The sequence below is a fragment of the Paenibacillus sp. AGC31 genome (genome assembly GCF_057334655.1).
In genome coordinates, this window is sequence record NZ_JBHFJH010000028.1 from 454,332 (window position 1) to 476,130 (window position 21,799).

General features: G+C 43.9%; 16 protein-coding genes. 10 read left to right on the forward strand and 6 right to left on the reverse strand.

All coding sequences use genetic code 11. From position 1 onward, the window contains the following. Position 1: 1 nt before the first annotated feature. A complete protein-coding gene (locus tag ACE04G_RS16285) occupies positions 2-874 on the reverse strand; it encodes a carbohydrate ABC transporter permease (protein WP_036616033.1) in 873 nt (290 codons plus the stop codon). A gap of 68 nt (positions 875-942) precedes the next feature. Next, on the reverse strand, positions 943-2,256 hold the full coding sequence (locus ACE04G_RS16290) for an ABC transporter substrate-binding protein (RefSeq protein ID WP_221819374.1): 1,314 nt from the start codon (positions 2,254-2,256) through the stop codon (positions 943-945). Positions 2,257-2,463: 207 nt separating this feature from the next. Between ACE04G_RS16290 and ACE04G_RS16295 the strand changes: the two genes are divergently transcribed. The 3 genes from ACE04G_RS16295 (at position 2,464) to ACE04G_RS16305 (ending at position 7,999) form a co-directional block, all read left to right on the forward strand. After that, complete coding sequence (locus tag ACE04G_RS16295) at positions 2,464-4,227, forward strand: sensor histidine kinase (RefSeq protein ID WP_221819373.1); 1,764 nt, start codon at positions 2,464-2,466, stop codon at positions 4,225-4,227. A gap of 16 nt (positions 4,228-4,243) precedes the next feature. After that, positions 4,244-5,770: a response regulator gene (locus ACE04G_RS16300; protein ID WP_221819372.1), complete on the forward strand. Its 1,527-nt coding sequence runs from the start codon at positions 4,244-4,246 to the stop codon at positions 5,768-5,770. A gap of 243 nt (positions 5,771-6,013) precedes the next feature. Further along, complete coding sequence (locus ACE04G_RS16305) at positions 6,014-7,999, forward strand: methyl-accepting chemotaxis protein (protein WP_339308426.1); 1,986 nt, start codon at positions 6,014-6,016, stop codon at positions 7,997-7,999. Positions 8,000-8,090: 91 nt separating this feature from the next. Here the strand turns inward: ACE04G_RS16305 and ACE04G_RS16310 are convergent, their stop codons facing one another. Next, on the reverse strand, positions 8,091-8,963 hold the full coding sequence (locus tag ACE04G_RS16310; protein ID WP_221819371.1) for an AraC family transcriptional regulator: 873 nt from the start codon (positions 8,961-8,963) through the stop codon (positions 8,091-8,093). 246 nt (positions 8,964-9,209) lie between these two features. On the opposite strand from ACE04G_RS16310, the gene ACE04G_RS16315 reads away from it, so the two are divergent. Together ACE04G_RS16315 and ACE04G_RS16320 are read left to right on the forward strand one after the other, a co-directional pair. Continuing rightward, on the forward strand, positions 9,210-10,409 hold the full coding sequence (locus ACE04G_RS16315; protein WP_221819370.1) for an MFS transporter: 1,200 nt from the start codon (positions 9,210-9,212) through the stop codon (positions 10,407-10,409). 214 nt (positions 10,410-10,623) lie between these two features. Continuing rightward, positions 10,624-11,379, forward strand: a complete 756-nt coding sequence (locus ACE04G_RS16320; RefSeq protein ID WP_221819369.1) for a gamma-glutamyl-gamma-aminobutyrate hydrolase family protein — start codon at positions 10,624-10,626, stop codon at positions 11,377-11,379. 111 nt (positions 11,380-11,490) lie between these two features. Here ACE04G_RS16320 and ACE04G_RS16325 read toward each other — a convergent pair whose 3' ends face one another. Together ACE04G_RS16325 and ACE04G_RS16330 are read right to left on the reverse strand one after the other, a co-directional pair. Beyond that, positions 11,491-13,815, reverse strand: coding sequence for an MMPL family transporter (locus tag ACE04G_RS16325; protein WP_449004563.1), 2,325 nt, complete (start codon positions 13,813-13,815; stop codon positions 11,491-11,493). A 19-nt stretch (positions 13,816-13,834) separates the two neighbouring features. Further along, entirely contained in the window at positions 13,835-14,458 is a 624-nt protein-coding gene (locus ACE04G_RS16330; RefSeq protein WP_260632622.1) for a TetR/AcrR family transcriptional regulator, read from the reverse strand. Positions 14,459-14,714: 256 nt separating this feature from the next. Between ACE04G_RS16330 and ACE04G_RS16335 the strand changes: the two genes are divergently transcribed. From ACE04G_RS16335 to nspC, 4 genes are all read left to right on the forward strand, one after another. Next, positions 14,715-15,599: a TetR/AcrR family transcriptional regulator gene (locus ACE04G_RS16335; protein ID WP_221819366.1), complete on the forward strand. Its 885-nt coding sequence runs from the start codon at positions 14,715-14,717 to the stop codon at positions 15,597-15,599. Between the two features lie 225 nt (positions 15,600-15,824). Beyond that, positions 15,825-17,084: a cytochrome P450 family protein gene (locus ACE04G_RS16340; protein WP_221819365.1), complete on the forward strand. Its 1,260-nt coding sequence runs from the start codon at positions 15,825-15,827 to the stop codon at positions 17,082-17,084. An 892-nt stretch (positions 17,085-17,976) separates the two neighbouring features. Beyond that, positions 17,977-19,215, forward strand: a complete 1,239-nt coding sequence (locus ACE04G_RS16345; RefSeq protein ID WP_211083176.1) for a saccharopine dehydrogenase family protein — start codon at positions 17,977-17,979, stop codon at positions 19,213-19,215. A gap of 1 nt (position 19,216) precedes the next feature. Beyond that, the gene (gene nspC, locus ACE04G_RS16350) at positions 19,217-20,344 is read left to right on the forward strand and encodes a carboxynorspermidine decarboxylase (protein ID WP_221819364.1); all 1,128 of its coding nucleotides are present in this window, start codon (positions 19,217-19,219) and stop codon (positions 20,342-20,344) included. A gap of 173 nt (positions 20,345-20,517) precedes the next feature. Here the strand turns inward: nspC and ACE04G_RS16355 are convergent, their stop codons facing one another. Then, positions 20,518-21,291, reverse strand: coding sequence for an SDR family NAD(P)-dependent oxidoreductase (locus tag ACE04G_RS16355; RefSeq protein ID WP_339308430.1), 774 nt, complete (start codon positions 21,289-21,291; stop codon positions 20,518-20,520). Positions 21,292-21,403: 112 nt separating this feature from the next. On the opposite strand from ACE04G_RS16355, the gene ACE04G_RS16360 reads away from it, so the two are divergent. After that, entirely contained in the window at positions 21,404-21,760 is a 357-nt protein-coding gene (locus tag ACE04G_RS16360; RefSeq protein ID WP_339308432.1) for a MerR family transcriptional regulator, read from the forward strand. The last annotated feature ends 39 nt before the right edge of the window (positions 21,761-21,799 follow it).

Sequence of the window (21,799 nt, forward strand, 5' to 3'; positions counted from 1 at the left end):
GTTATTCCGTAACCTCCTTACGCCGCATGAAGATCAGTAGCGGTATAGCGATAATGGTAACGACCACGAAGAGAAGGGTGTTGACCGCCGTACCAAGTCCCCAGTTGCCTTCGCCGAAAGATCGCAGAATGATCGTACCTACGACCTGGGAAGCGTTACCCGGGCCACCACCGGTCATGACATATACTTCGGAGAATACTTTGAGTCCACCGATCAATGTCAGCATCAGGTTAATGTTAATCGCGGGCAGCAAGAGTGGTAGTGTGATTTTGAAAAAACTTCTCCACGAACTTGCGCCATCAATCTTGGCTGCCTCGTAATACTCTTGAGAAATGGACTGCAGGCCCGCCAGATAGATGGCCATCTGGAACCCGGCACTCTGCCAGATCGAGACGATGGCAATCGTCCAGATCACAATCGATGGGTTGGTAAGCCAAGCTTGGCTTAACGAATGTAATCCTACAGATTCCAACAAATTGTTGATTGTACCTTCGGTACGCAACATGGGAGTGAACAGAATGCTGATCACAAGAATGCTGAGTATGGAAGGGGAGTAGAAGATGGCGCGCAGCAGGTTCTTCGTTCTTAAACGCATGTTAAGTCCTACGGCCAGCAATAGGCCGATGACATTTTTGCCAACGACGGTGACGATTGCAAATATTGCCGTGTTTTTCAGCGCCAGAATAAGCGTTTTGTCTGAGAAAATTTTCTTGAAATTATCCCACCCGATGAACTTCAGCTCCAGCCGATCCAGCCGCCAATCCGTGAATGAATAATAGAAAGCGGCGAGAGCAGGCACAACAAAAAAGATGGAGTAGATAATCAGTGCGGGAAATATCATGTAATACGAGTACAGATTTTTAGTCCTTTTCATGTCTCACACTCCATTATAACCAGGCAGCATAACGATCGATCCTGTTATGCTGCCTTATATTTCACTCTTTAGAAACCTTCTACACCTTTATCCTGCATTAGCTGACTGAACTTCTCATCCCAGAATTTCAGTACTTCTTCCGGTGACAATCCACCTGCAAATTGATCCTGTAACAACCGATACAGTTCGCTGCGATCAACCAGCATATATGCATCCGTTGTCAGCACGGTTTTCTTCGGCGTAATATAATTGTCTACAATATCCTGTTTGTAAGCTGGCAGTTCCGGTGTAGTAACGTCACTGAAATTGGATACGTATCCTTTGGAGTCCACGATCTGTTGTGCGACATCCTTGGAAGCGATGTAATCAAGGAACTGTTTGGCTTCATCCAGATGTTTGGATTTCTTCGGAATGAACAATTGCCCACCCAGTGGACTTGCACCCAGACTGGCATTGTCTGACGATGGAATCGGGAACACGCCCAGTTCCATATTTGGATCTTGCTCAGCAACGCCTTCAATTAACCAATCGCCCATAAACATCATGGCTACTTCCTTGTTCAGGAATTTACCTACGGCCATGTCATAGCTGTCGCTAAGCACATCCGTGTTGGTGTAACCTTTGGTGTAAATTTCATATTGTTGTTCCAGGAATGTTTTGAATTCCGGGATATCAGACCATTTTTTCTTATTGCTGTTCAACTCATCAAAAAAAGTCGGTTCATTTTTGGCTACAAAATCGGCAAAAGCTGCAGCAGGCCAGATGTTGGCAGCCCAGGCATCTTTGTAAGGCATGAATACGGGAGTAATGCCACTTGCTTTAATTTTTTCACAGAGCGCCAGAAATTCTTCGTAGTTGGTTGGAATCGACAACCCGAATTCTTCAAAGATTTGTTTGTTATACACGACCCCTTGCATTCCCGTATCTTGGCTAACATGGAAACTGTAGAGGTGACCACCAGATGAGAGGACGTCTTTGTTCACGATTCTGCTCGCCCAAGGTTCGTTATCGAGAATCTCGAAGTTACGTTCAAGGTTCAGGTCCGTGACTGCGCTCGCCAGATTATATTGAATAATGTCAGGTGTTTCATCTACAGCCAGTTTGGTTTGCAGTACCGTCGTTGTTTGTTCCGCTGGAATCAGCTGCAAATTCACGCGGATATTCGTTTGTTTTTCGAATGCATCGAGAATGTCCTGCTGGATGAAAGCAGAGTCCTGAGAACTTTTAGAGATGGCCAGCTCCAATGTGACTTTGCCACTCTTGCTGTCCCCGCCAGCAGCTGTGCCGGAATCGGTACCTCCTGATCCACAAGCCGTTAACGAGACCGATAATAAACTGGCCAGAATAATAGAAAGCGCTTTTTTTCTTTTTATTGTTTTCAATGCAAATCCCCCTCTAAAACGTTTGATGAATCCGTTTACAAATCCGATTATAGATTCTTTTATCGCCCCGGTACATGTCTGTGCTTGAACGTTGATGTGTAAAATCCTGAACTTGAAATCGCTATCATTTCATGAAGTACCGTGATACAGTAGGACATAAATCTAAGGGATTTCACATCATGTCAGAACAGGAGGGTAACTCTGAGAATGGCAAAGCTCATACATAAGGCAACTCAATTCAGTTTGCAGACAAAGGTGTTTTTGACATTTCTGGCTCTACTTTTGTTCGTGCTGGGCTGTTTTATCGTGTATGTCAATGTGATCGTTGTCCGCCCGCTCAAACTGAAAACAGAGCAGGATACGCTCGTTACAGCTACGAAGGTAAGAGAGCAAGTTGATCTCTACGTAGAACAACAGAACCAGATGTCACAGCGAATATTATCCAGTAAAAATATATTTGCAGCCATGGACAAGAGCTCCTCAGCGCATAGTAATTATGAAAGGCTGAAACAGATTCGGATCATCAAAGATATCATGTTTCAGGCCATCGGGCCGAGTATGAATATCAAAGACATGTCCATCTACGACAATCACGGGATTCTCCTGACAACATATCTGGGCTCAGGCAACCCTCCCGCAATCCTGAACACCATGATGGAGAGTAGTCAGATCGGACGAGATTGGACGGAAAGTGGTTTTGTTCTGCTGCGTCAAGATGATACGATCTCCTTTGTGCGCACGATCAATGATCAGAACGGCAAGGTGTACGGTTACCTTAGCATCCAGATGGAACAGGCCTATATACAGAACCTAACGGAGGGCATTACCGCTGGTGATGTCTATATTCTGAATACGCAAGGGGAGCAGATGACGGGCTCGGAAGCAGGTGTGACATTTGCCAATTGGACAAAGCCTGCATCAGACGAGGGACTGGATGTGGACAAAAACGACAATTATATCACACATTCCACTTCACCCAGTACAGGTTGGATCACGTATATCATAACGCCCAAAAAATCTGTTCTTGGCTCGATCCATTCGGTTCAGACGATGTCCATTCTGCTGATTACGGCACTGATGCTGGTTTCATTTGTGTATATCTTCCTGTCGACACGTAACCTGCTGCTGCCTATCCGCAAGCTGCGCGGTCAGATCTGGCGCATGAACTACAGCAATATGAATCTGAAGGTGGATGAAACGCCGAAGAATAACGATCTCTTATTGCTGAATGAAGCCTTTCAGGATCTGATGGAGAGGCTGCAACAGTCAATTGACCGGGAAAAATCGGCGCTTCATGAAGAAGTAAAGGCGCGTAATTCGGCGCTGCAAGCCCAGATTGCACCTCATTTTATTCATAATGTTCTATACCTGATCAGTATTGCCGCCCAAGAGGGGAAGACCAAAGTTGTATCGGATATGTGCAAACATCTTTCGGACAGTCTGCGTTATATTGTCTCTTCACCCTACGCGCATGTGACTTTGGCTGAGGAGCTTCAACATACGAGACATTATCTGTCCCTTGTACAACAAAAGTACGAAGAGGATCTGGAGTGGGACATCCGTGCAGACGAGCTGGCGAACGAAATCCGGTTGCCGCGCTTGGTCATTCAGCCATTTGTGGAAAACTGCATTGAACATGCCTTTGCCAACACCGCGCCGCCTTGGCGTATCCAGATTACCGTGAAGCAATATAACGGATTATGGGCTTTGGAGATCAAAGATAACGGTGAGGGCTTTCCACCGGATAAGATCCAGGAGATTTTAACCAATATTCAGGCATCGGGTTCTGGAATGAACCAGACTGCCGATGGTGGGACAGCCCTTGGTAACATGGGAATTATCAACAGTGTCAATCGACTCAAACTAATGTATAACAACCGGCTCTTTATTAATATATTTAACAATCATGCGGAAGAGCAACATGGAGCAACGATTCAAATCATCGGCTCACTGACGAGAGATTTTTACTAGCGAGGAGGGACAGGCGATGTATAACGTTATGATCGTTGAGGATAGCAAACCGATATTACGTAATATTAAAATGCTCTTGGAGACGCTGAGCTTCCCGATTCGTGTAGCGGCTACGGCAACGAATGGAGAAGAAGCCTTGGCAGCGATCAAGCAGTCACCGATTGATCTGCTGTTGACCGATATACGAATGCCGAAAATGGATGGGCTGTCCCTGATTGAGCAAGCCAAAATTGCCAACCCGGATCTGAAGGTCATCTTGATTAGCGGTTATAGCGATTTTGAATACACAAGAAAAGCATTGAACCTGCAAGTGTTTGACTATTTGTTAAAACCTGTCGAGCGAGAGGCGCTTGAAGAAGTCATGGGTCGGGTAATTGACCAACTTGATCAACAGATGTCCAAGGAACTGCTGGATTTGCAGGAAATCATTCATCCCCAATGTGAGACTACGCCGAAACAGGGGGAGGCGTTTCCGCCTTTATTCAGCCAGATGATGATCATTATGAGCAAACAGCCTTTTACCGCAGGGCATGAACGATGGGTGCAGGTGAAACTTGAGGGTATAGTGCAGGATTTTTTTGCATTCCATCCTTGTCGTGTTTACACTAGTCAAACCCCATATCAATTTGTTGCTTTTATCAACAAGAGTGCACTTGAGGTGTACTCTTCCGTACATGAATGTCTTGAGTCGTTGCGACGGCATTTGGTTGCGCATGACATCGATGCGATCATTGGAGGACAACTTCTATTCACTGAGTCTGGTAATCTGCCTGAGCTCTATCACCGCGTGTCGACCATTTTGTCGGAGCAGCAACGGTTGAAACAAGGAATGGTGTTGGATACCGGGAGTCCGGTGTCGATGGCCAGATCCGAGACAGGTTGTCTGGATCCGGTGCAGGAATCTGCTTTTGTACAGATGATACAGGCTCGGCAGAAAGAACGGTTTGCTCTTAAATTATCCGAATTACTGAATCGATGGGCAGAGGAAAATGTACATATGACCGAGGTGGAGCGGTTTATCGGATTGATCGTAGACACGTTTGCTCATCTGTACGAGGAACAAGGGGCGGGCATGAGATTGGGTCTGGAGCTTCGGTCAAGACAATTCGCCCAAGCACAGTCCTATGCCGATTTTTGCCGAGAACTGACGGAATGGACGGAACAGTGCTTCGATATGCTGCAATCCCACGTTAGAAAAAGCAAGGCGATTCTGTTCGAACAGATCGACGATTACGTAAAACTAAATAAATACTCTCAATTATCTATCAACGACATTGCTTTGAAGTTTCACGTTAGCCCGTCGTATGTCAGCAGAGTGATCAAAAATGCAACGCAAATTACGTTTGTTCAGTATTACACCCGGCTTCGCATTCAGGAGGCCTGCAGACTGATGGAAAGTCAACCCGACATGAAGTTTAAGGAAGTATCCGATTTGTTGTCATTTAGCGACCAGCACTATTTCTCGAAGGTGTTCAAAGAGTATACGGGGCTAAGTCCTACGGATTATAAACAACAGATGTCTGGTATAAAGACCCAATCATAGTTAACAAACCCTTTTTATTTATGTTATAATACTAAACAAATACGGCTTGTTACTGAATTCATTCAGGCAATACCTATGTATATACATGCTCAAAGTTTCTTTGGGTGTGCATATATATGGGTTTTTTTGCGTTTACTGGCCGATTAGTTCTACCAAAAATGAATAAAGAGAGGAAGATTGAACTTGAAAAAGGAAAGTGAAAAAAGGTCATTTTATAAGAAAGGAGGAGCCGTTTTACGATTAATGAGTACTCGACTCATTGCAGCTTTCCTTGCGGTACTTATTATCCCCACTGCACTTATCGGATATTTCTCGTATCATAGTGCCAAAGATCAAGTACAACAAAAAATGACAGAGCCCATCAATACCATATTAACGATGACAGGACAACATATTAACAATCTGGTGGGGGAAAAAGCAGCATTATTGAGTTACATAGACAGCATGTATGGTTCCAATCCCAGTCAGGCGAACAACGAAGCAGTACAATTAGGAATCGACCAGTTAGCTGATACATATCCTGATATTCTTGCCATAACCGTAGGCAACGACCAAGGCAGTGTTATATCTTCTCCAGCAATTGAGGATGCAACATATGATCCACGCAGCACAGAATGGTACACCAATGGTATAAGTAACAATGGATCACTCTATTTTTCGAGTATTATGAATGATCCGGCATCCGGGAAGATTTACGTAGAGATTTCAAAAGCTCTTTCAGATGAACATGGTGTAGCAAGTATTAAACTTGATCTGGAGCGATTAGCAAATGAAATATCGCTTGTGGATGTCGGAGGGAATGGAAGTCTGATTGTGGTTGACTCCAATCGAACGATTGCGGCTTGGTCCGGTGCGATTGCAAAAGGTGGAGGAGGAGAGCTCGGCGGAGCACTTATTGAGGGAATTCCAGTCCATCCTAATACGGCTTCAAGTTCCGATGAACCGATGGCATTTTCCCAATTTGTTAGAACGGATCTGGCGTATGATCTGGAAGTGTATAACGGTATTAACGCTTTGACGGGTTGGAATGTCATTGCTTTGATGGGCCATGAAGATTTTATCGCCGCAGCGAAACCCATTATGGTATCGAGTCTAACGGTCATTGTTATATCTGTATTGATTGCCAGTGTAATTATTTTCTTCATTCTGAGATCTTTTATCGTACCTATGCAAAAACTGCGAAAGGCCACCCGTAGCGTAAGCGAAGGGAATCTGTCTGAACGGGTGAATCTGAAAACCGAAAACGAATTTGGTATATTGGCAAATGATTTTGACCAAATGACCATCTCCCTTCAATCGGTGGTTGCTGAACTTCATCAGACGTCATCGTTGTTAAGCCACTCTTCCCAAATGATTCAGGAAAGTACAGAACAAACCACCCAGTCGGTTCAACATGTAGCTGAAACCATGCACCAGACTGCTGAATCAGCTATTGTTGGGGCGGAGAATTCGGAACAAACCGCGAATGCCGTAGAAGAGATGGCGAGAGGCATCAGTACAATTGCAGAATCTGCGAGTGCGATTGTGGATTCGGCTGAAGAGACGGAGCGCGCTGTTGCTAATGGTGGGAAAACGATAAACCAGGTCGGAGAACAAATGGAACATATTCTCGGAGCTGTTGAAGAAACCTCGGCATTGATTAATGAGCTGTCCAGTCTATCCGCTGAAGCCAATCGAATGAATGAAGCGATTGCGGATATCTCTCGGCAAACCAATCTTCTATCACTGAATGCCTCTATTGAAGCATCAAGAGCAGGAGAACACGGAAAAGGTTTTGCTGTTGTTGCAGGCGAAGTACGAACGCTATCGATGCAATCCAAACAAAGTGCGGACGAGATTGGCGCTACCATTGGCAAAATGCTTGATCTGATTGCCAAATCCACGTCTCTTATGAATGATAAAGTTCGTAATCAAGTTGGTGAAGGAATGCGGATCAGCCAAGAAGCTTCAGCAACCATATCAAACATCGAACAATATACAACGCATATCGTGGATCAAATTCAGGACATTTCCGCTGTCTCAGAACAGTTGTCTGCCAGTACGGAAGAAGTCTCGGCTACCGTTGCCGCGATGAGTCACATCTCTAAAGTGTCGGCTGATAGTGCTCAGACAACTTCAGCAGCAGCCCAACAGCAAATGGCGGCGATGCAGGAGATATCAGCATCATCTGCACAGCTATCCAAAACAGCTGAGAATATGCAAGAACTGGTTCGCCGGTTTAAACTTTAGAGTAGATGTATGTAAGTGTATAAGGAAACGTAAATAGCCAAGGCGCTCCCCAAATTGGAGCGCCTTTTTGGGTTTAGAGAGATTGGTGAAATTAGTAAGAATGTGACACCTCATCCCCGAACATATCCTTTTGATTCTTTTTCCGGAAACTTCGAGGTGATTCACCAACCGTTTTGGTAAATAAAATTGTAAAGTAATTGGGGTTATCGTACCCGACCAGTTTGGCAATTTCCCATATTTTTTTGTTGGTTGAGACTAATAATCGGGTGGCTTCACCCATTCTTCGTTGGATCAGGTAATGATAAGGAGAAGTGCCATAGTGATTTTTGTACATATGAATTAAGTAATAAAAATCGATATGAAATTGATCTGCCAATTCTTTGAGTTTAATATTTTGCCGATAGTTGGTATCCAAATAGTCTTTAATGCTCTCAGCAAGGGTATTACTCCCAACGATCTCCCCACTAGGAAGCTGTTGACGGGACTGCCGATCGATGATCAGAAGTATTGCTTTCAGGACATGCCCAGAGATCAACTCGTATCCAGGTTCCCGGATTGAAAATTCATTGAAGAGAGTCTGCATTAACGAATGGAGCTCATCGGAATATCGGTTTGCTCGAATGATCGGATTGTTAGAGGGAGGAATGACCCAATCCTCAAGGGTCTGGGTTCCTTCTGTAAAACGAAAGCCGCAATAAAAGGTGGATAACGGGAATTCAGGATTGGACTTCTCCTCGTGAAGAGTACCCTTGTTATAAATGAGCATGTCCCCTTTTTGAGCCCAGTGTTTGGTGCCGTCAATGGTGAACAATCCTTTGCCTTCAGTTACGTAGATAATCTCATGCAGATCGTCATGTTTATGCGTCGGAAAGCTCCAATGCGGATTGTCGGCCAGTTTTCCTACATAAATAATGGTGCAATCTCGATTTGGATGCAGTTGGCCGAATTCGTGGTGTGTATTCATCTATGTCTTCCCTTCAGAATTAGTAATGAAAGTCTGTGTTGAAATGACAACATATATAATGTTTTGCAATAAAACCACAACAACCTTGATTGTCGCCATGGCGTATCTGACAGTACAATTTCACTATCCAAAATGTAACTATATATCGAAAGTGAAGGGATGGGAAAGCAGAAAATACATGATTACGGATCGTCAAAAGAATTGAAGCGCTTGCAACAATAGAAAGGATTAGTGAGTATTGATTTTATGACTAGAAATAGAGAGAACCTACTTATTTTAACGCTTACGCTCGTTAGTTTTGTACTGGGAACAACCGAGTATGTCATCGTAGGTGTGTTAAAGGAAATTGAAAGTTACATGAAAGTATCCCTTGCTGCCGCGGGGATGCTTGTCTCCGGTTTTGCGATTGCATACGCAGTGGGTACACCATTTGCTGTGGCCTTCTTAGCCAAAATATCCAGAAGAAGTTCCATATTGATTGGATTTGCAATCGTGTTGGCATTAAATCTATTGACCGTGTTCTCAACAACGTTCTCTTCGTTGATGGCCATTCGCATCGTGTCAGCCGTTGCTTGTGGACTTACGATATCGCTTTCGATCTCGATTGTAAGCGACGCAGTGAACCGGGAGCGAAGAGGGGAAGCTATCGCCTGGATTTTGGGCGGATTTTCAATCGCAAATGTGCTAGGTGTTCCGCTCGGTACATTTATCGGACAACATCTGAGCTGGTCCATGACGTTTGTTGTTACGGCATGCATAGGTGTTGTGCCGTTGATGTTCATGTTCCGTATTCTGCCACGCCAAACAACAACGATTGCAGGTTCGTTCAGTGATCAGATGTCTCTATTTGTGAAGCCAAGGATATTGCTGGCCTGTCTGATCCCGGTACTTGGAAACAGCTGTATTTTCGTCGTTTTTACGTACATTACGCCACTCCTCAGTGAGACTATGGGTGTGCCAGTGAAATGGATTAGTGCCGTACTCCTGATCTATGGGGCCTGCAGCATCCTGAGTAACTGGATTGGTGCCAAAATAGCCAAGGGTGACTTCCTGCCCAAGCTAAAGCGGCTTTTCGTCATCCAGGCGATCCTCTTCCTGGGCATGAGTTTTGCCGTTTCCAATCTGTGGCTCGGCTTGGCGTTTCTGTTCCTGATTGGATGTCTGTCATCCTCCATGAGCGCGGCATCCCAGTTATATTTGTTTGATGTGTCAGGATCGATCTCACCGGGGTCCAAAGCATTTGCATCTACACTCCTGCCTGTGGCGGCCAATGTAGGTATAGCGTTAGGCTCCGGCGTTGGAGGAATTGCTGTTAATATGGGTGGTGTCCAGTGGGTTCCTCCAGTTGCTGTGATGCTTGCCTTGCTGGCTTATGTCATTACCCTGATATGCCAGCGTTCCATTCAAGTGAATTCAGACGAAGTAACCACTGTAAAAGCAGCTTAGATGAGATGCTGTTTAAACTAAACGAATGAATGAATATATGGGATTGGAACTACAAACAAAGTCGCTGTTATGCGGCTTTGTTTGTTTTTTTTAGTTTTCCAGCATTCCGGATGAAACGGGTTCGCAGATAATAGAGGTAGGATAATGCAATAATTCAGTGAATTTATATATGAAGAGATCTGATAAAATGAATGAAAAGCTTGGAGGTAAAGCCATGAAAAAGCCCATGATCGGTGTACTGCCTTTGTATGATACGGACAAAAAAAGTTACTGGATGCTTCCTGAATATATGAACGCCATAGAAGGAGCAGGTGGGATTCCAATTATGCTGCCTTTGACAACGGATACCGAGATCATAGCAACGCTGGCTAATCAGTTCGATGGTTTCCTGTTCACCGGGGGACATGATCTCAATCCTGAGCTGTATCATGAGCTTGCAGAGGTTACCTGTGGAGAGTTATGTATTGAACGCGATATGATGGAGTCGATATTATTACAAAAAGTAATTGAGATTGATAAGCCTGCTTTTGGCATATGCCGTGGACTACAACTATTTAACGTTATGTTGGGTGGAACGTTATATCAAGACATTCCGACTAGCCTTCAACTTCATGGGAACAAGATCGTTAATCACAAGCAAAGTCCGCCGTATACGAATCTTGTACATGATGTACATATTGAGGAAAATAATATCCTATACGATATTTTGCAAACAGATACGATAAAAGTGAACAGTTATCACCATCAGGGAATCAAGATGTTATCGGATAAGTTAACTGCTGTGGCAGTCGCTGAAGATGGACTCGTTGAATCCGCGGTAATGCCGAACCGCTCGTTTGTTTTGGCTGTGCAGTGGCATCCAGAGTACAGCTACAAAGTAGATGACTACAGTCAGAAGTTATTTGCGGCGTTTGTTAATGCTGCTAAATCCCCACGCTATAGTACCCATATTGAAGACATAACCGCATAATATGAAAAAGAAAAAAGACCTCCTATTTATAAAAACAGAGGAGGTCTTTGTATTGGTGAATGTAGTCGTAATAGTAATCATGGTATTACCATTACGATTGTTGTGGAATGATTATTTTAATCCAGACTTCGTGTTGGCATGCTCTTCAGCATTCAGGGAAGCAATCAGCTTCTCGCCTTCAACATCCAGGTTTGGCAGAATGCGATCTAGCCATTTCGGAAGTGCCCAAGCTTTGTCTCCGAAAATAGCCATGATGGCTGGAACCAAGCCCATACGGATGATGAAAGCATCAATCAGAATGCCTACCGCCAAGGTGAAACCAATCTGTTTGATCATGACATCATCCGTGAAGATAAATCCTGCAAATACAGAGACCATAATCACTGCTGCGGCAACAACCACGCGACTTACCTGATTGTATCCATGAACGACGGATTCGGTCCCGCGATGACCATGAACATAGGATTCCCGCATGGAGCTGACCAGGAAGACCTGATAGTCCATCGCAAGGCCATACAGAATACCTGTCACGATGATCGGCATAAAGCTAAGCAGCGGACCGCCGGTATCGAAACCAAAGAGCGAATGCAGCCAGCCCCATTGGAATACAGCAGTCGTGATCCCGAATGTAGCGAGGATACTAAGCAGGAAGCCAATCGTTGCTTTGATAGGAACGATGATTGAACGGAATACGAGCAACAGGATAATCAGCGAGAGCAGGATGATGATGCCTACATAAATAGGGAATACCTGCGCCAGTTTGGCTGACATATCAATGTTAACAGCTGTAAGTCCCGTAACTCCAAGTTTCACATCATAGGTCTGTGCGATGCTGGAATCAGCCGCGCGCAGATCAGTGACCAGTGTTTTAGTGAGATTATCGTTAGGACCTGTTTTTGGAATGAGACTGAAAATAGCCAAATCTTCTGTCATACCAAGCGGTGTGACTTGTGCAACGTTATTCTGACCTTGGAGTTCCATCACCAGACCGCCCAAGAGTTCCGGTGTAACTTTTGCGGAAGACTGATTAGGCTCTGCGACCAGAATAAGGGGTCCATTGAATCCTTCTCCGAAGCCTTCGGAGATGGCATCATAACTTTGTCTTGCAGTTGTATCCAGATTCGCTGAGGAAGCTCCAGGGATACCCATTTCCATTTTGGTGATCGGCGTCGCGGCAAAACCAAGAATGACGATGATGGCAATAATGGAAGCCCAACGATTCTTGATAACGAGTTTCACCCATCTGTCCGCGACTCCGTGGTTAGTGGCTTTAGGATGTTTCGCGCTTTTCTCACGAGCTTTGGCGGAACAGATGCGTTCTCCTACCAATCCGAGTAAAGCCGGCAACAGGGTTAAAGCAACGAATACGTTGATGAGTACGGTGGCAGCTGCGACCAAAGCCATCGTAGACAAGAATGTGAGACCGATGACAAGCATACCGCACAGTGCAATAATGACGGTTAATCCGGCAAAAAATACTGCGCTGCCCGATGTACCAATGGCTCTGGCTGTTGCTTCTTTTGCGCTCAAGCCTTGATCAATAATCATTCGACGCTGGCGATTAACAATGAATAGAGCATAGTCGATTCCAACAGCCAATCCAACCATGAGAGCCAGGACGGAAGTGACACTAGGCATTTCAATGAATTTGGAGATGGAGAACGCACCACCAACCCCAATGGCAACTCCGAGCAGTGCAGTGATCAGAGGCAGACCTGCTGCAACAACAGAGCCAAGGGTGATCAGTAATACAATGACAGCAATGACCAATCCGACAATCTCTGCCGAGCCGACCCCAATGGATACCGTTTTGAGCGTTTCGCCGGGCAAGACCGTAATGTTGGTTCCTTGCTCTACCGTCATAACAGATTGAATAACGGAATCAAACACATCTTGGGTTATGGCAGATTGCTCAACTGTAAATTGGAATTGGAACAGTGCAATGCTTCCATCCGAAGAGATCAACATGCCTGGCACTGGAACACCATCCACCATCAAAGGTCCATAAGGTGGAGGAGTGGTTGCTGCAGATTGCGCCATATCGGTAGACTGTGCATTCTGAGCCATCTCAGCGGCAGCACCCGAATTGCCTGCTTCAGCTGCATAGTCCGCAGGATTAATGACTTTGTCTAATCCGTAAACTTCAGTAACACCTTTCATCATGGCAGCCATATTTTCAGGCGTATCCAAACGCTCGTTGTCCGGTGCCTTGAACACAACACTTCCTTGACCGCCGGAAGCGGCTGGCAGTTCTTTTGCCAATTGATCCAGAACCTTCTGTGACTCGGTGCCTTCAATCTTCATTTCAGAACTGATGTGAACACCATTGATGCTGATCATGGAAATGACAATTCCCAGAATTAAAACCCAGCCAATGATGAATGTTGCAGGTTTGCTAAAAGCGGTTTTCCCCATTTTGTATAATAATGTAGACATTTCTCTATTTTACACTCCTCTATGATGAATGTGGATGGTTGGCATGTTCGAACCCTGCCCGCAAATGATTAAACGTAATTTCCAAAAATTGATCGAAGGTTAAAGCACCGGGCTTGGTATCTTCAGTAATGACTTGTCCGGGCAGTAACACGTTGAGTCTTCCATCAATTAATGGCAGTATCGATCCATATAGTGCGTTAATCAGAAGATAAGTATAGATCTCGTCATATTTCCCGTTAGATAAGTCTAATAAGGTATCTTGTGCCTGCGTTTGCATCCGGTGCATGGCTCCAAGATAATGTGGTTCTAACACGGGATAGGTCTGAGATAGTGATACTAGTTGATGAAGCCTTCCTAAGAGTTCTGTTGTAAGCTGCATCTTGATCAGGTTATACAGTACGTCAAGCAAAGAGGCATTGTCGGGCATTTGGGTAAGTAACTCTTCGAGTTCGGTTGTATTCTGAACGGATATGGCGCCTCTTGCTACGGCTTCTTCTTTACATGTGAAGTAGTTTGCAAATGTTCTACGTGAACAACCCACCTGATGCACGATATCTTCGACCGTAAAACCATCGAGTCCGTGTTCAAGAGTCAGTTCAAAAGCAGTACCAGCAAGTGCTTTTTCAGTCGCTTCTTTTTTCAAATGTCGCAAGTTTCGTTTAATCATTATTCTCCGCTTATGCGTTCACCTCCAATACCAATGAATATGGTTTAATACATTTTAAGAAGAGCAGACTTACTAAATATGCACTTTGTGAGGTTTATCATAACAATTAGTTGCCCATTGTGCAAATTTACTCATTGTGCAATTTTATAACGCATCTATACTGCGAATCAATACTTCAACTCCTGAGGAATGAATGTTAAAATCAGAGAAAAACTTGGGGCGATGACGGGACATGAGTAGTCGTAAACAAAGTTTATTGGAAACAGCACTTGCACTATTTTTAGAGCATAACTATGCAAATACAACAATCCAGATGATCCTGGATCAATCAGGTGTTTCCAAAGGCACATTCTACAAATTTTTCAGTTCCAAAGAAGACTGTTTATATTCGATTATTGATCAGCGTATGCAAGAGGATGTTTTCATTCGTAAAGAACTTGAACAAAACCACTATACATCGGATTATGATTTGCTCGTAGATCAGATTGCGATTCCTATGTCTGTGCCTAATAAAGAGCGAGTATGGGAATTATATTGGACGGGTTTTTATTCCGGGGAGATCAACTCAGCCAAACTGGCTACATTTCACCTAAAATGGCTGTCCACACGCTTGATTCAGGTATACGGGAACGACATTAGCCTATATGCCAACGAAGGGGCAATATTGTGCTACGGCATATTACATCAGATTGCCAACACATCAAGAAGTCTAAATACGCAAAAACCGGTATGGAGCGAAGTGGTTCCAAAAGTACTAACGTACATTGAAGTGATCCTGAGAACAATGCACCAGAGAAATGAACATATTTTCGACTTTCAGTCTCTCTATTTCCTGAATGCCGATCAGCGTAACCATGATATGGGTCTGGACATTGATAATGTATTGATCGAATTGGATGAGTTCAACAACCGTGTTCAAAAATCCAGGGAATCTGCATCATTGAAGCAACTTTCGAAGGGGCTTTTAGCGCTATTACAGGATCAAGAGGATCTAAATATTCCTGTTATCGAAGTGGTGCTTCAAGCGTTTCACAAAGAGTACAAATCCAGTGCGTTTCAATCTGAAGCCAATAGACTGACCGAAGCCTGTTGGTGGTACTTGGAACTGGTGAAGTAACGTAATTAATATGGGGGTTGGCTCATAGCCGACCTCTTTTTTGTTTTTTTTTTGTTTGTAGTTATTATTAATATACTATTAGTATATTAATAAATTGTTGTTATAACAGTTGTTTTGTACTGTTTAAACTATGATATTTGAAATTAAATATACGAGTAGTATATAATCGGAATGAACATATATTTCCATAGATTTGAAGCACTTCACTTCGAAAGGAAGATTTATATGAATAATTCGAATAACCAGACCTCAGAAAAAGTAGAATTTAATTTGTTTAGCGAAGAAAATAGTAAAGATCCATTTGCCATGTTTGCACAGATGCGTGCCAAAGGTTCCGTTGTCCCTATTCCTAATCCAATGGGTGGAGCAGGGCAAACCTGGATTGTAACTCGGATGGACGTTGCCATGGAAGTGCTGAAAGATCACTCTCGATTTACGGTAGATATGAACGCTATTGATCGTGGCAATGATATTCGAAAGAATCTCTCAGACGAGCTTGGTTCATCGGAACCCCAGACTTTTTTTACCGGAAAGTCGATGCTCTTTGTTGATGAACCGGATCATCGTAGACTCCGTAGCCTGGTTTCCAAAGCGTTCACTCCAAGATATATGGAAAGCCTGCGTCCACGCGTCCAGGAAATTGCCGATGAGTTGATTGACCAATTCGAAGGAAAAGGAGAGATGGATCTTGTCAAAGACTATGCCTATCCTTTCCCAATCAACGTTATTTCCGAGATGTTGGGTATACCTCAGGAAGACCGACCTCAGATCCATGTATGGTCTGAAGCCATTGCAAAAGGTCTTGGTTTTGGTAAACAAGACCCTGCAGTAGCGCAGCACTTGCGATCATTCGCAGAGTACACCTCACAGCTTGTGGCGAACAAACGAATAGAACCTTCAGATGACCTCATCAGTCAATTGATTGCGATTGAGGAGGAGGGAGATCGACTGAATGAAGATGAATTAATATCCATGATTACGTTATTAATATTTGCTGGACATGAGACAACTTCCAATCTAATTGCAACCGGTTCTTATCTTCTTCTGACACATCCTGAACAACTGGAACAACTGAAACAAGATCTGAATCTGGTTCCTTCTGCAGTGGAGGAGTTGCTACGATATAACGGCCCCGCGACTTCTTCAGGTCCTCGTTATGCAACACAGGACACGGAGTTGGATGGACAATTGATTCAAAAGGGAGATGTTGTGATTCCCCTTCTGAAATCAGCGAATAGGGACGAGCAGCAGTTCACCGATCCGGAAGAATTGGATATTGAACGCAAAATAAAACGGCATTTGGCCTTTGGACACGGCATCCATATGTGTCTTGGCGCTCCACTTGCTCGGGTGGAAGGGGACGTAGCGTTTACTACGCTTTTACGTCGGCTACCCGATCTTCAGCTCCGTGTTCCTCAGGAAGAGATTCAATGGCACTCCGCTTTGTCTTCACAGGGATTGGCATCGTTGCCCGTAAAATTCTAATCGTTTATATAAATGTGACTCACTTGAGTATGACGAATTGTCGTCATACTCTTTATTTATAATGATGATAGAATGGGATGAACAAGAAGCATTCCAATGGCGTGAACATGCTTAATGCAAAACATAAAATTGAGTACATAAATTTTGTTGTTGAGGTACACATTATGAATAAAGATGAATTTTTAATGCATAAGCGGCACATGATCAATTAGCGGGAATTGCTGGCAGCAACATTATGATCACGTATGAAGAAGTAATTGAGAAAAGTCCTCAAAAGCCTGAAATAGTGGGGGAATTACTGGGCGCAGAAGGCGTGAAAGTATTCGAAGGATATCATTTTTAATCTTGGTCCTCGTTCGGACAAAAAAATAAAATTTTTAATTATTGCTTGATTTTTTTTTCAACGTCTGATAGTGTAAGACCTGTGATTTTGGGAAGTTTATTTATCAATATGAATTAGAGCTTTCCAGCAGATAATTTTGACCACTTCACCAGGAAGTTAAGGCCATACGGACAGCCGGGTCAAACGCCGATTGGCAACTTACGTTGCTTTATTGATTGAGTTCAAAGCTCAAATTTTATAAGTTGGTTACTTTACAACCAGTGCAATTGCACATCAACTTGTGAAACGGTCAATAAGAGTGGTAAAGGCGAATTATTTGCTATATAGACTCTGATCCAATATTGATATACATGAAGGAGCTTTCCGCCAAAGGAGTTCTTGTGAACTTTTTTGGTCATGGAGACTTCACGTCTTTTTTATGATGTATATCGATAAGCAAGTGTGATGATGCGCGATTGCGGGCATTTTTCACCTTGCTTTTTTTGTTGTCTTGTTGTCATCGTATTAAACCAATTAAAAAAAATACATATTGGGATAGGAGAATGTAAAATGGGAAAAGCACTAATCATCGGCGCCGGCGGCGTTGCTTCCGTGGCAGTACACAAATGCGTTCAAAACAGCGAAGTTTTTGAGGAAATCTGCATCGCGAGTCGTACAAAATCCAAATGTGATGAACTCAAAGCCAAGCTGGACGGCGGAAAAACAAAAATTACTACAGCACAAGTTGATGCTGACAATGTTGACGAACTGATCGCTTTGATCAACGAAGTTAAACCGGATATCGTTATGAACCTTGCTTTGCCGTATCAAGATCTGACTATTATGGATGCTTGTCTTGCAACTAAAACAAATTACATGGACACCGCTAACTATGAGCCACATGATACAGCGAAGTTTGAATACAGCTGGCAATGGGATTACAAAGAGCGTTTTGAACAAGCAGGCATCACTGCATTGCTCGGTAGTGGATTTGACCCAGGCGTAACTGGCGTATTCTCCGCTTATGCCCTGAAGCACTACTTTGACGAAATTGAATACATCGATATTCTGGACTGCAATGGCGGCGACCATGGCTATCCGTTTGCAACCAACTTCAACCCTGAGATCAACATTCGCGAAGTATCTGCGAACGGAAAATATTGGGAGAATGGTGAATGGATCGAGACGAAGCCAATGGAAATCAAACGTGTCTACGACTTCAAAGAAGTTGGCGAGAAAGACATGTACCTGTTGTACCATGAGGAACTGGAATCTTTGGCAAAAAATATGCCAGGTCTGAAACGTATCCGTTTCTTCATGACATTTGGTCAAAGCTACCTGACTCACTTGAAAGCTCTTGAAAATGTAGGCATGACTTCAATCGAGCCTATTGAATATGAAGGTAAACAAATTATTCCACTGCAATTCCTGAAAGCAGTACTGCCTGATCCGGCATCCCTTGGACCACGTACTGTAGGTAAAACAAACATTGGTTGTATCTTCAAAGGTAAAAAAGACGGTCAAGACAAAACATATTATGTATACAATATCTGTGATCACCAAGAGTGTTACAAAGAAGTGGGTTCCCAAGCGATCTCTTACACAACAGGCGTTCCAGCTATGATTGGTGCAGCAATGGTCATGACAGGCAAATGGAACAAACCAGGCGTATACAATGTAGAAGAGTTCAACCCAGATCCATTCATGGAAGAGTTGAACAAATGGGGCCTCCCATGGGTAGAAGACTTCAACCCGGTACTCGTTGATGAGCTGCCAGAAGAAGTTAAAGAATCGGAGCTTGTTCGTTAAAATGCGGTTCGAGCAATTACCGACACCATGTTTTGTTGTTGACGAGGCGCTAATCGAGAGAAACCTGAAAATCCTGAACGGTGTTATGCAGCGTACAGGTGCCAAAATCGTACTTGCTCAAAAAGCATTCTCCATGACTGCGATGTATCCGCTGATTGGAGAATACCTGAGCGGTGCAACGGCGAGTGGTTTGTATGAAGCGCGTTTGGGCCATGAGGAAATGGGCAAAGAGAATCATGTCTTTGCTCCAGCATACCGTGCAGAAGAGATCGACGAGATTCTCTCCATCTGCGACCATATTATTTTCAATTCTTTTTCACAGCTTGCAAAATTCAAGGATAAGGCGCTTCAGGCTGGCCGTAAGGTCGGCTTGCGCGTCAATCCAGAATGCTCTACCCAAGAAGGACACGAGATCTACGATCCGTGTTCTCCGGGTTCACGTTTTGGCGCGAAACTTGAGGATTTCGATGCAAACATGTTGGAAGGTGTCTCCGGATTACACTTCCACACGCTGTGTCAGCAAAATTCCGACGATCTGGAGACTACGTTGAACGCAGTTGTCGAGAAGTTTGGACAATGGTTGCCGCAAATGGAATGGATCAACTTCGGTGGTGGACACCATATCACACGTGAAGATTATGATATTCCAAGACTGGAAGCATGCATCAAGCGTATGCAGAACGACTATGGCCTGGAAGTATATCTGGAGCCTGGAGAAGCTGTTGCGCTGAACGCAGGTTATCTGGTGACCTCTGTGCTGGACTTCCATAAAAACGGTATGGACATCGCTATTCTGGATACTTCAGCTACGTGCCATATGCCGGATGTGCTGGAAATGCCATATCGTCCGCCGCTGATCGGTTCGGGAGAAGTAGGCGAGAAAGCCCATCTGTATCGTCTTGGTGGACAAACATGTCTGTCTGGTGACGTAATTGGGGATTATTCATTCGATCAGCCTCTACAAGAAGGCGACCGTCTGGTATTCGAGGACATGGCGATTTACTCCATGGTGAAAACCAATACGTTCAACGGCATGCCGCTTCCAGCGATTGCTGTTAAAAGAAAAGACGGCGATTGCGAAGTTGTTCGCGAATTCGGATATCAGGATTTCAAAATGAGGCTGGCATAATACTTCATTATATAGTAAGCATTAATATAGAATTGAAAATAGGGAACCTGGAGACAGGTTCCCTTTTTAACGTTAACTGAAGTTTAACGATTAGATTTAATGATGTTTATCAGTGAGGTTAGGTGAATGTTTACCGGTAATGAGCCGACTTAGCTTCGACTTCAGTTTTCGGGTTAATTTTGTGGTTTTGAGGCTGCTCTCGCAGCATACGGAAAGATCGGTTCTCTTAGTTCAAAGTCATACGTCAACCCATCCACAATGCCGACTACACTCTCACTGTCATACAACTCCAGCAAAAATCCAGCCATTTGTTCCGCCGTATGGAATTTGGTAACTCTGCCTTCATATTCAAACTCATCTACATTAAAGGAATGTTTCGCAAATTCCGTCTCCGTTGCAGCCGGGGCGAGAACTTTGGCTTGCATTGCTGCGTTCTTGCCTTTCAACTCTTGCGCAAGTCCTTCCGTAAAGGCACTTACATAGAACTTGGTCGCACAGTAGGTTACTGCATCGGCTACAATCGTATATCCACCACCAGAGGAGATATTAATGATCTGTGTGCCATCAACATCTGCATAATCACGTACATACAGGGAAGAAAGAATCGTAAGAGCTTCTATATTAAGATGAAGCATCTGTTCAATCTTGGGTAGATGTTGTTCGCCAACGGATGCGAAATTCCCGAATCCTGCGTTGTTAATCCACGTCTCAATGGCATAAGGCTGAAGACTTTCATAGAATTCATGTACATTAGCGGCAATGGACAGATCCACTGTACGAATGACAACATCCAGATCAGGATTGATTTCAGCTACTTTTGCTTTTAATTTGTTCAATTCATCGGTTCTGCGTGCTGCCAGGATCATATTTTTGCCACGGGCTGCAAAAGCTAAAGCTGCTTCATATCCAATGCCCGAACTGGCACCGGTAATCACTGTGTATTTCATGGGAATTCCTCCTGGATCTGATTTCATTTTTTATTGTGGTGTGACCACGAGTTGATTATACTGATTAGAGCTTACTCTAAGTCAAGCGTGAAAATGAAGGGGAGGGTCAACCATGCATACCATTGGCGAAGTGGCAGAATTACTCCATATCAGTGCACATACGTTACGTTATTATGAGAAGGAACAGATTGTAACCCCTCTCCGAGATGCGAGTGGAGACAGGCGATACAACGAGTCACACCTGAAATGGCTGCAATTTGTAATTAAATTAAAAGAGACTCAGATGCCCATTGCTACCATTAAGAAGTATGCATCCTTGTTTCAGGAAGGGGAGCATACGGCGGCGGATCGTTTGAAGCTGCTGGAGGAGCATAAGGAGTCGATTCAAAAACAGATGCACATACTTCACACAGCAGATGAGATGCTTGAGCATAAAATTTCGTCGTATCGAACGTTCATCGGACAATGATGTAACACACACCAATGACGTCTATTGCCAAAACAGTGA

Coding starts and splice junctions, on each gene's coding strand:
- ACE04G_RS16340 (WP_221819365.1), top strand. CDS start 15,825: ATGAATAATTCGAATAACCAGACCTCAGAAAAAGTAGAATTTAATTTG.
- nspC (WP_221819364.1), top strand. CDS start 19,217: ATGCGGTTCGAGCAATTACCGACACCATGTTTTGTTGTTGACGAGGCG.
- ACE04G_RS16305 (WP_339308426.1), top strand. CDS start 6,014: ATGAGTACTCGACTCATTGCAGCTTTCCTTGCGGTACTTATTATCCCC.
- ACE04G_RS16325 (WP_449004563.1), bottom strand. CDS start 13,815: ATGTCTACATTATTATACAAAATGGGGAAAACCGCTTTTAGCAAACCT.
- ACE04G_RS16295 (WP_221819373.1), top strand. CDS start 2,464: ATGGCAAAGCTCATACATAAGGCAACTCAATTCAGTTTGCAGACAAAG.
- ACE04G_RS16355 (WP_339308430.1), bottom strand. CDS start 21,291: ATGAAATACACAGTGATTACCGGTGCCAGTTCGGGCATTGGATATGAA.
- ACE04G_RS16310 (WP_221819371.1), bottom strand. CDS start 8,963: ATGAATACACACCACGAATTCGGCCAACTGCATCCAAATCGAGATTGC.
- ACE04G_RS16345 (WP_211083176.1), top strand. CDS start 17,977: ATGGGAAAAGCACTAATCATCGGCGCCGGCGGCGTTGCTTCCGTGGCA.
- ACE04G_RS16285 (WP_036616033.1), bottom strand. CDS start 874: ATGAAAAGGACTAAAAATCTGTACTCGTATTACATGATATTTCCCGCA.
- ACE04G_RS16335 (WP_221819366.1), top strand. CDS start 14,715: ATGAGTAGTCGTAAACAAAGTTTATTGGAAACAGCACTTGCACTATTT.
- ACE04G_RS16360 (WP_339308432.1), top strand. CDS start 21,404: ATGCATACCATTGGCGAAGTGGCAGAATTACTCCATATCAGTGCACAT.
- ACE04G_RS16300 (WP_221819372.1), top strand. CDS start 4,244: ATGTATAACGTTATGATCGTTGAGGATAGCAAACCGATATTACGTAAT.
- ACE04G_RS16320 (WP_221819369.1), top strand. CDS start 10,624: ATGAAAAAGCCCATGATCGGTGTACTGCCTTTGTATGATACGGACAAA.
- ACE04G_RS16315 (WP_221819370.1), top strand. CDS start 9,210: ATGACTAGAAATAGAGAGAACCTACTTATTTTAACGCTTACGCTCGTT.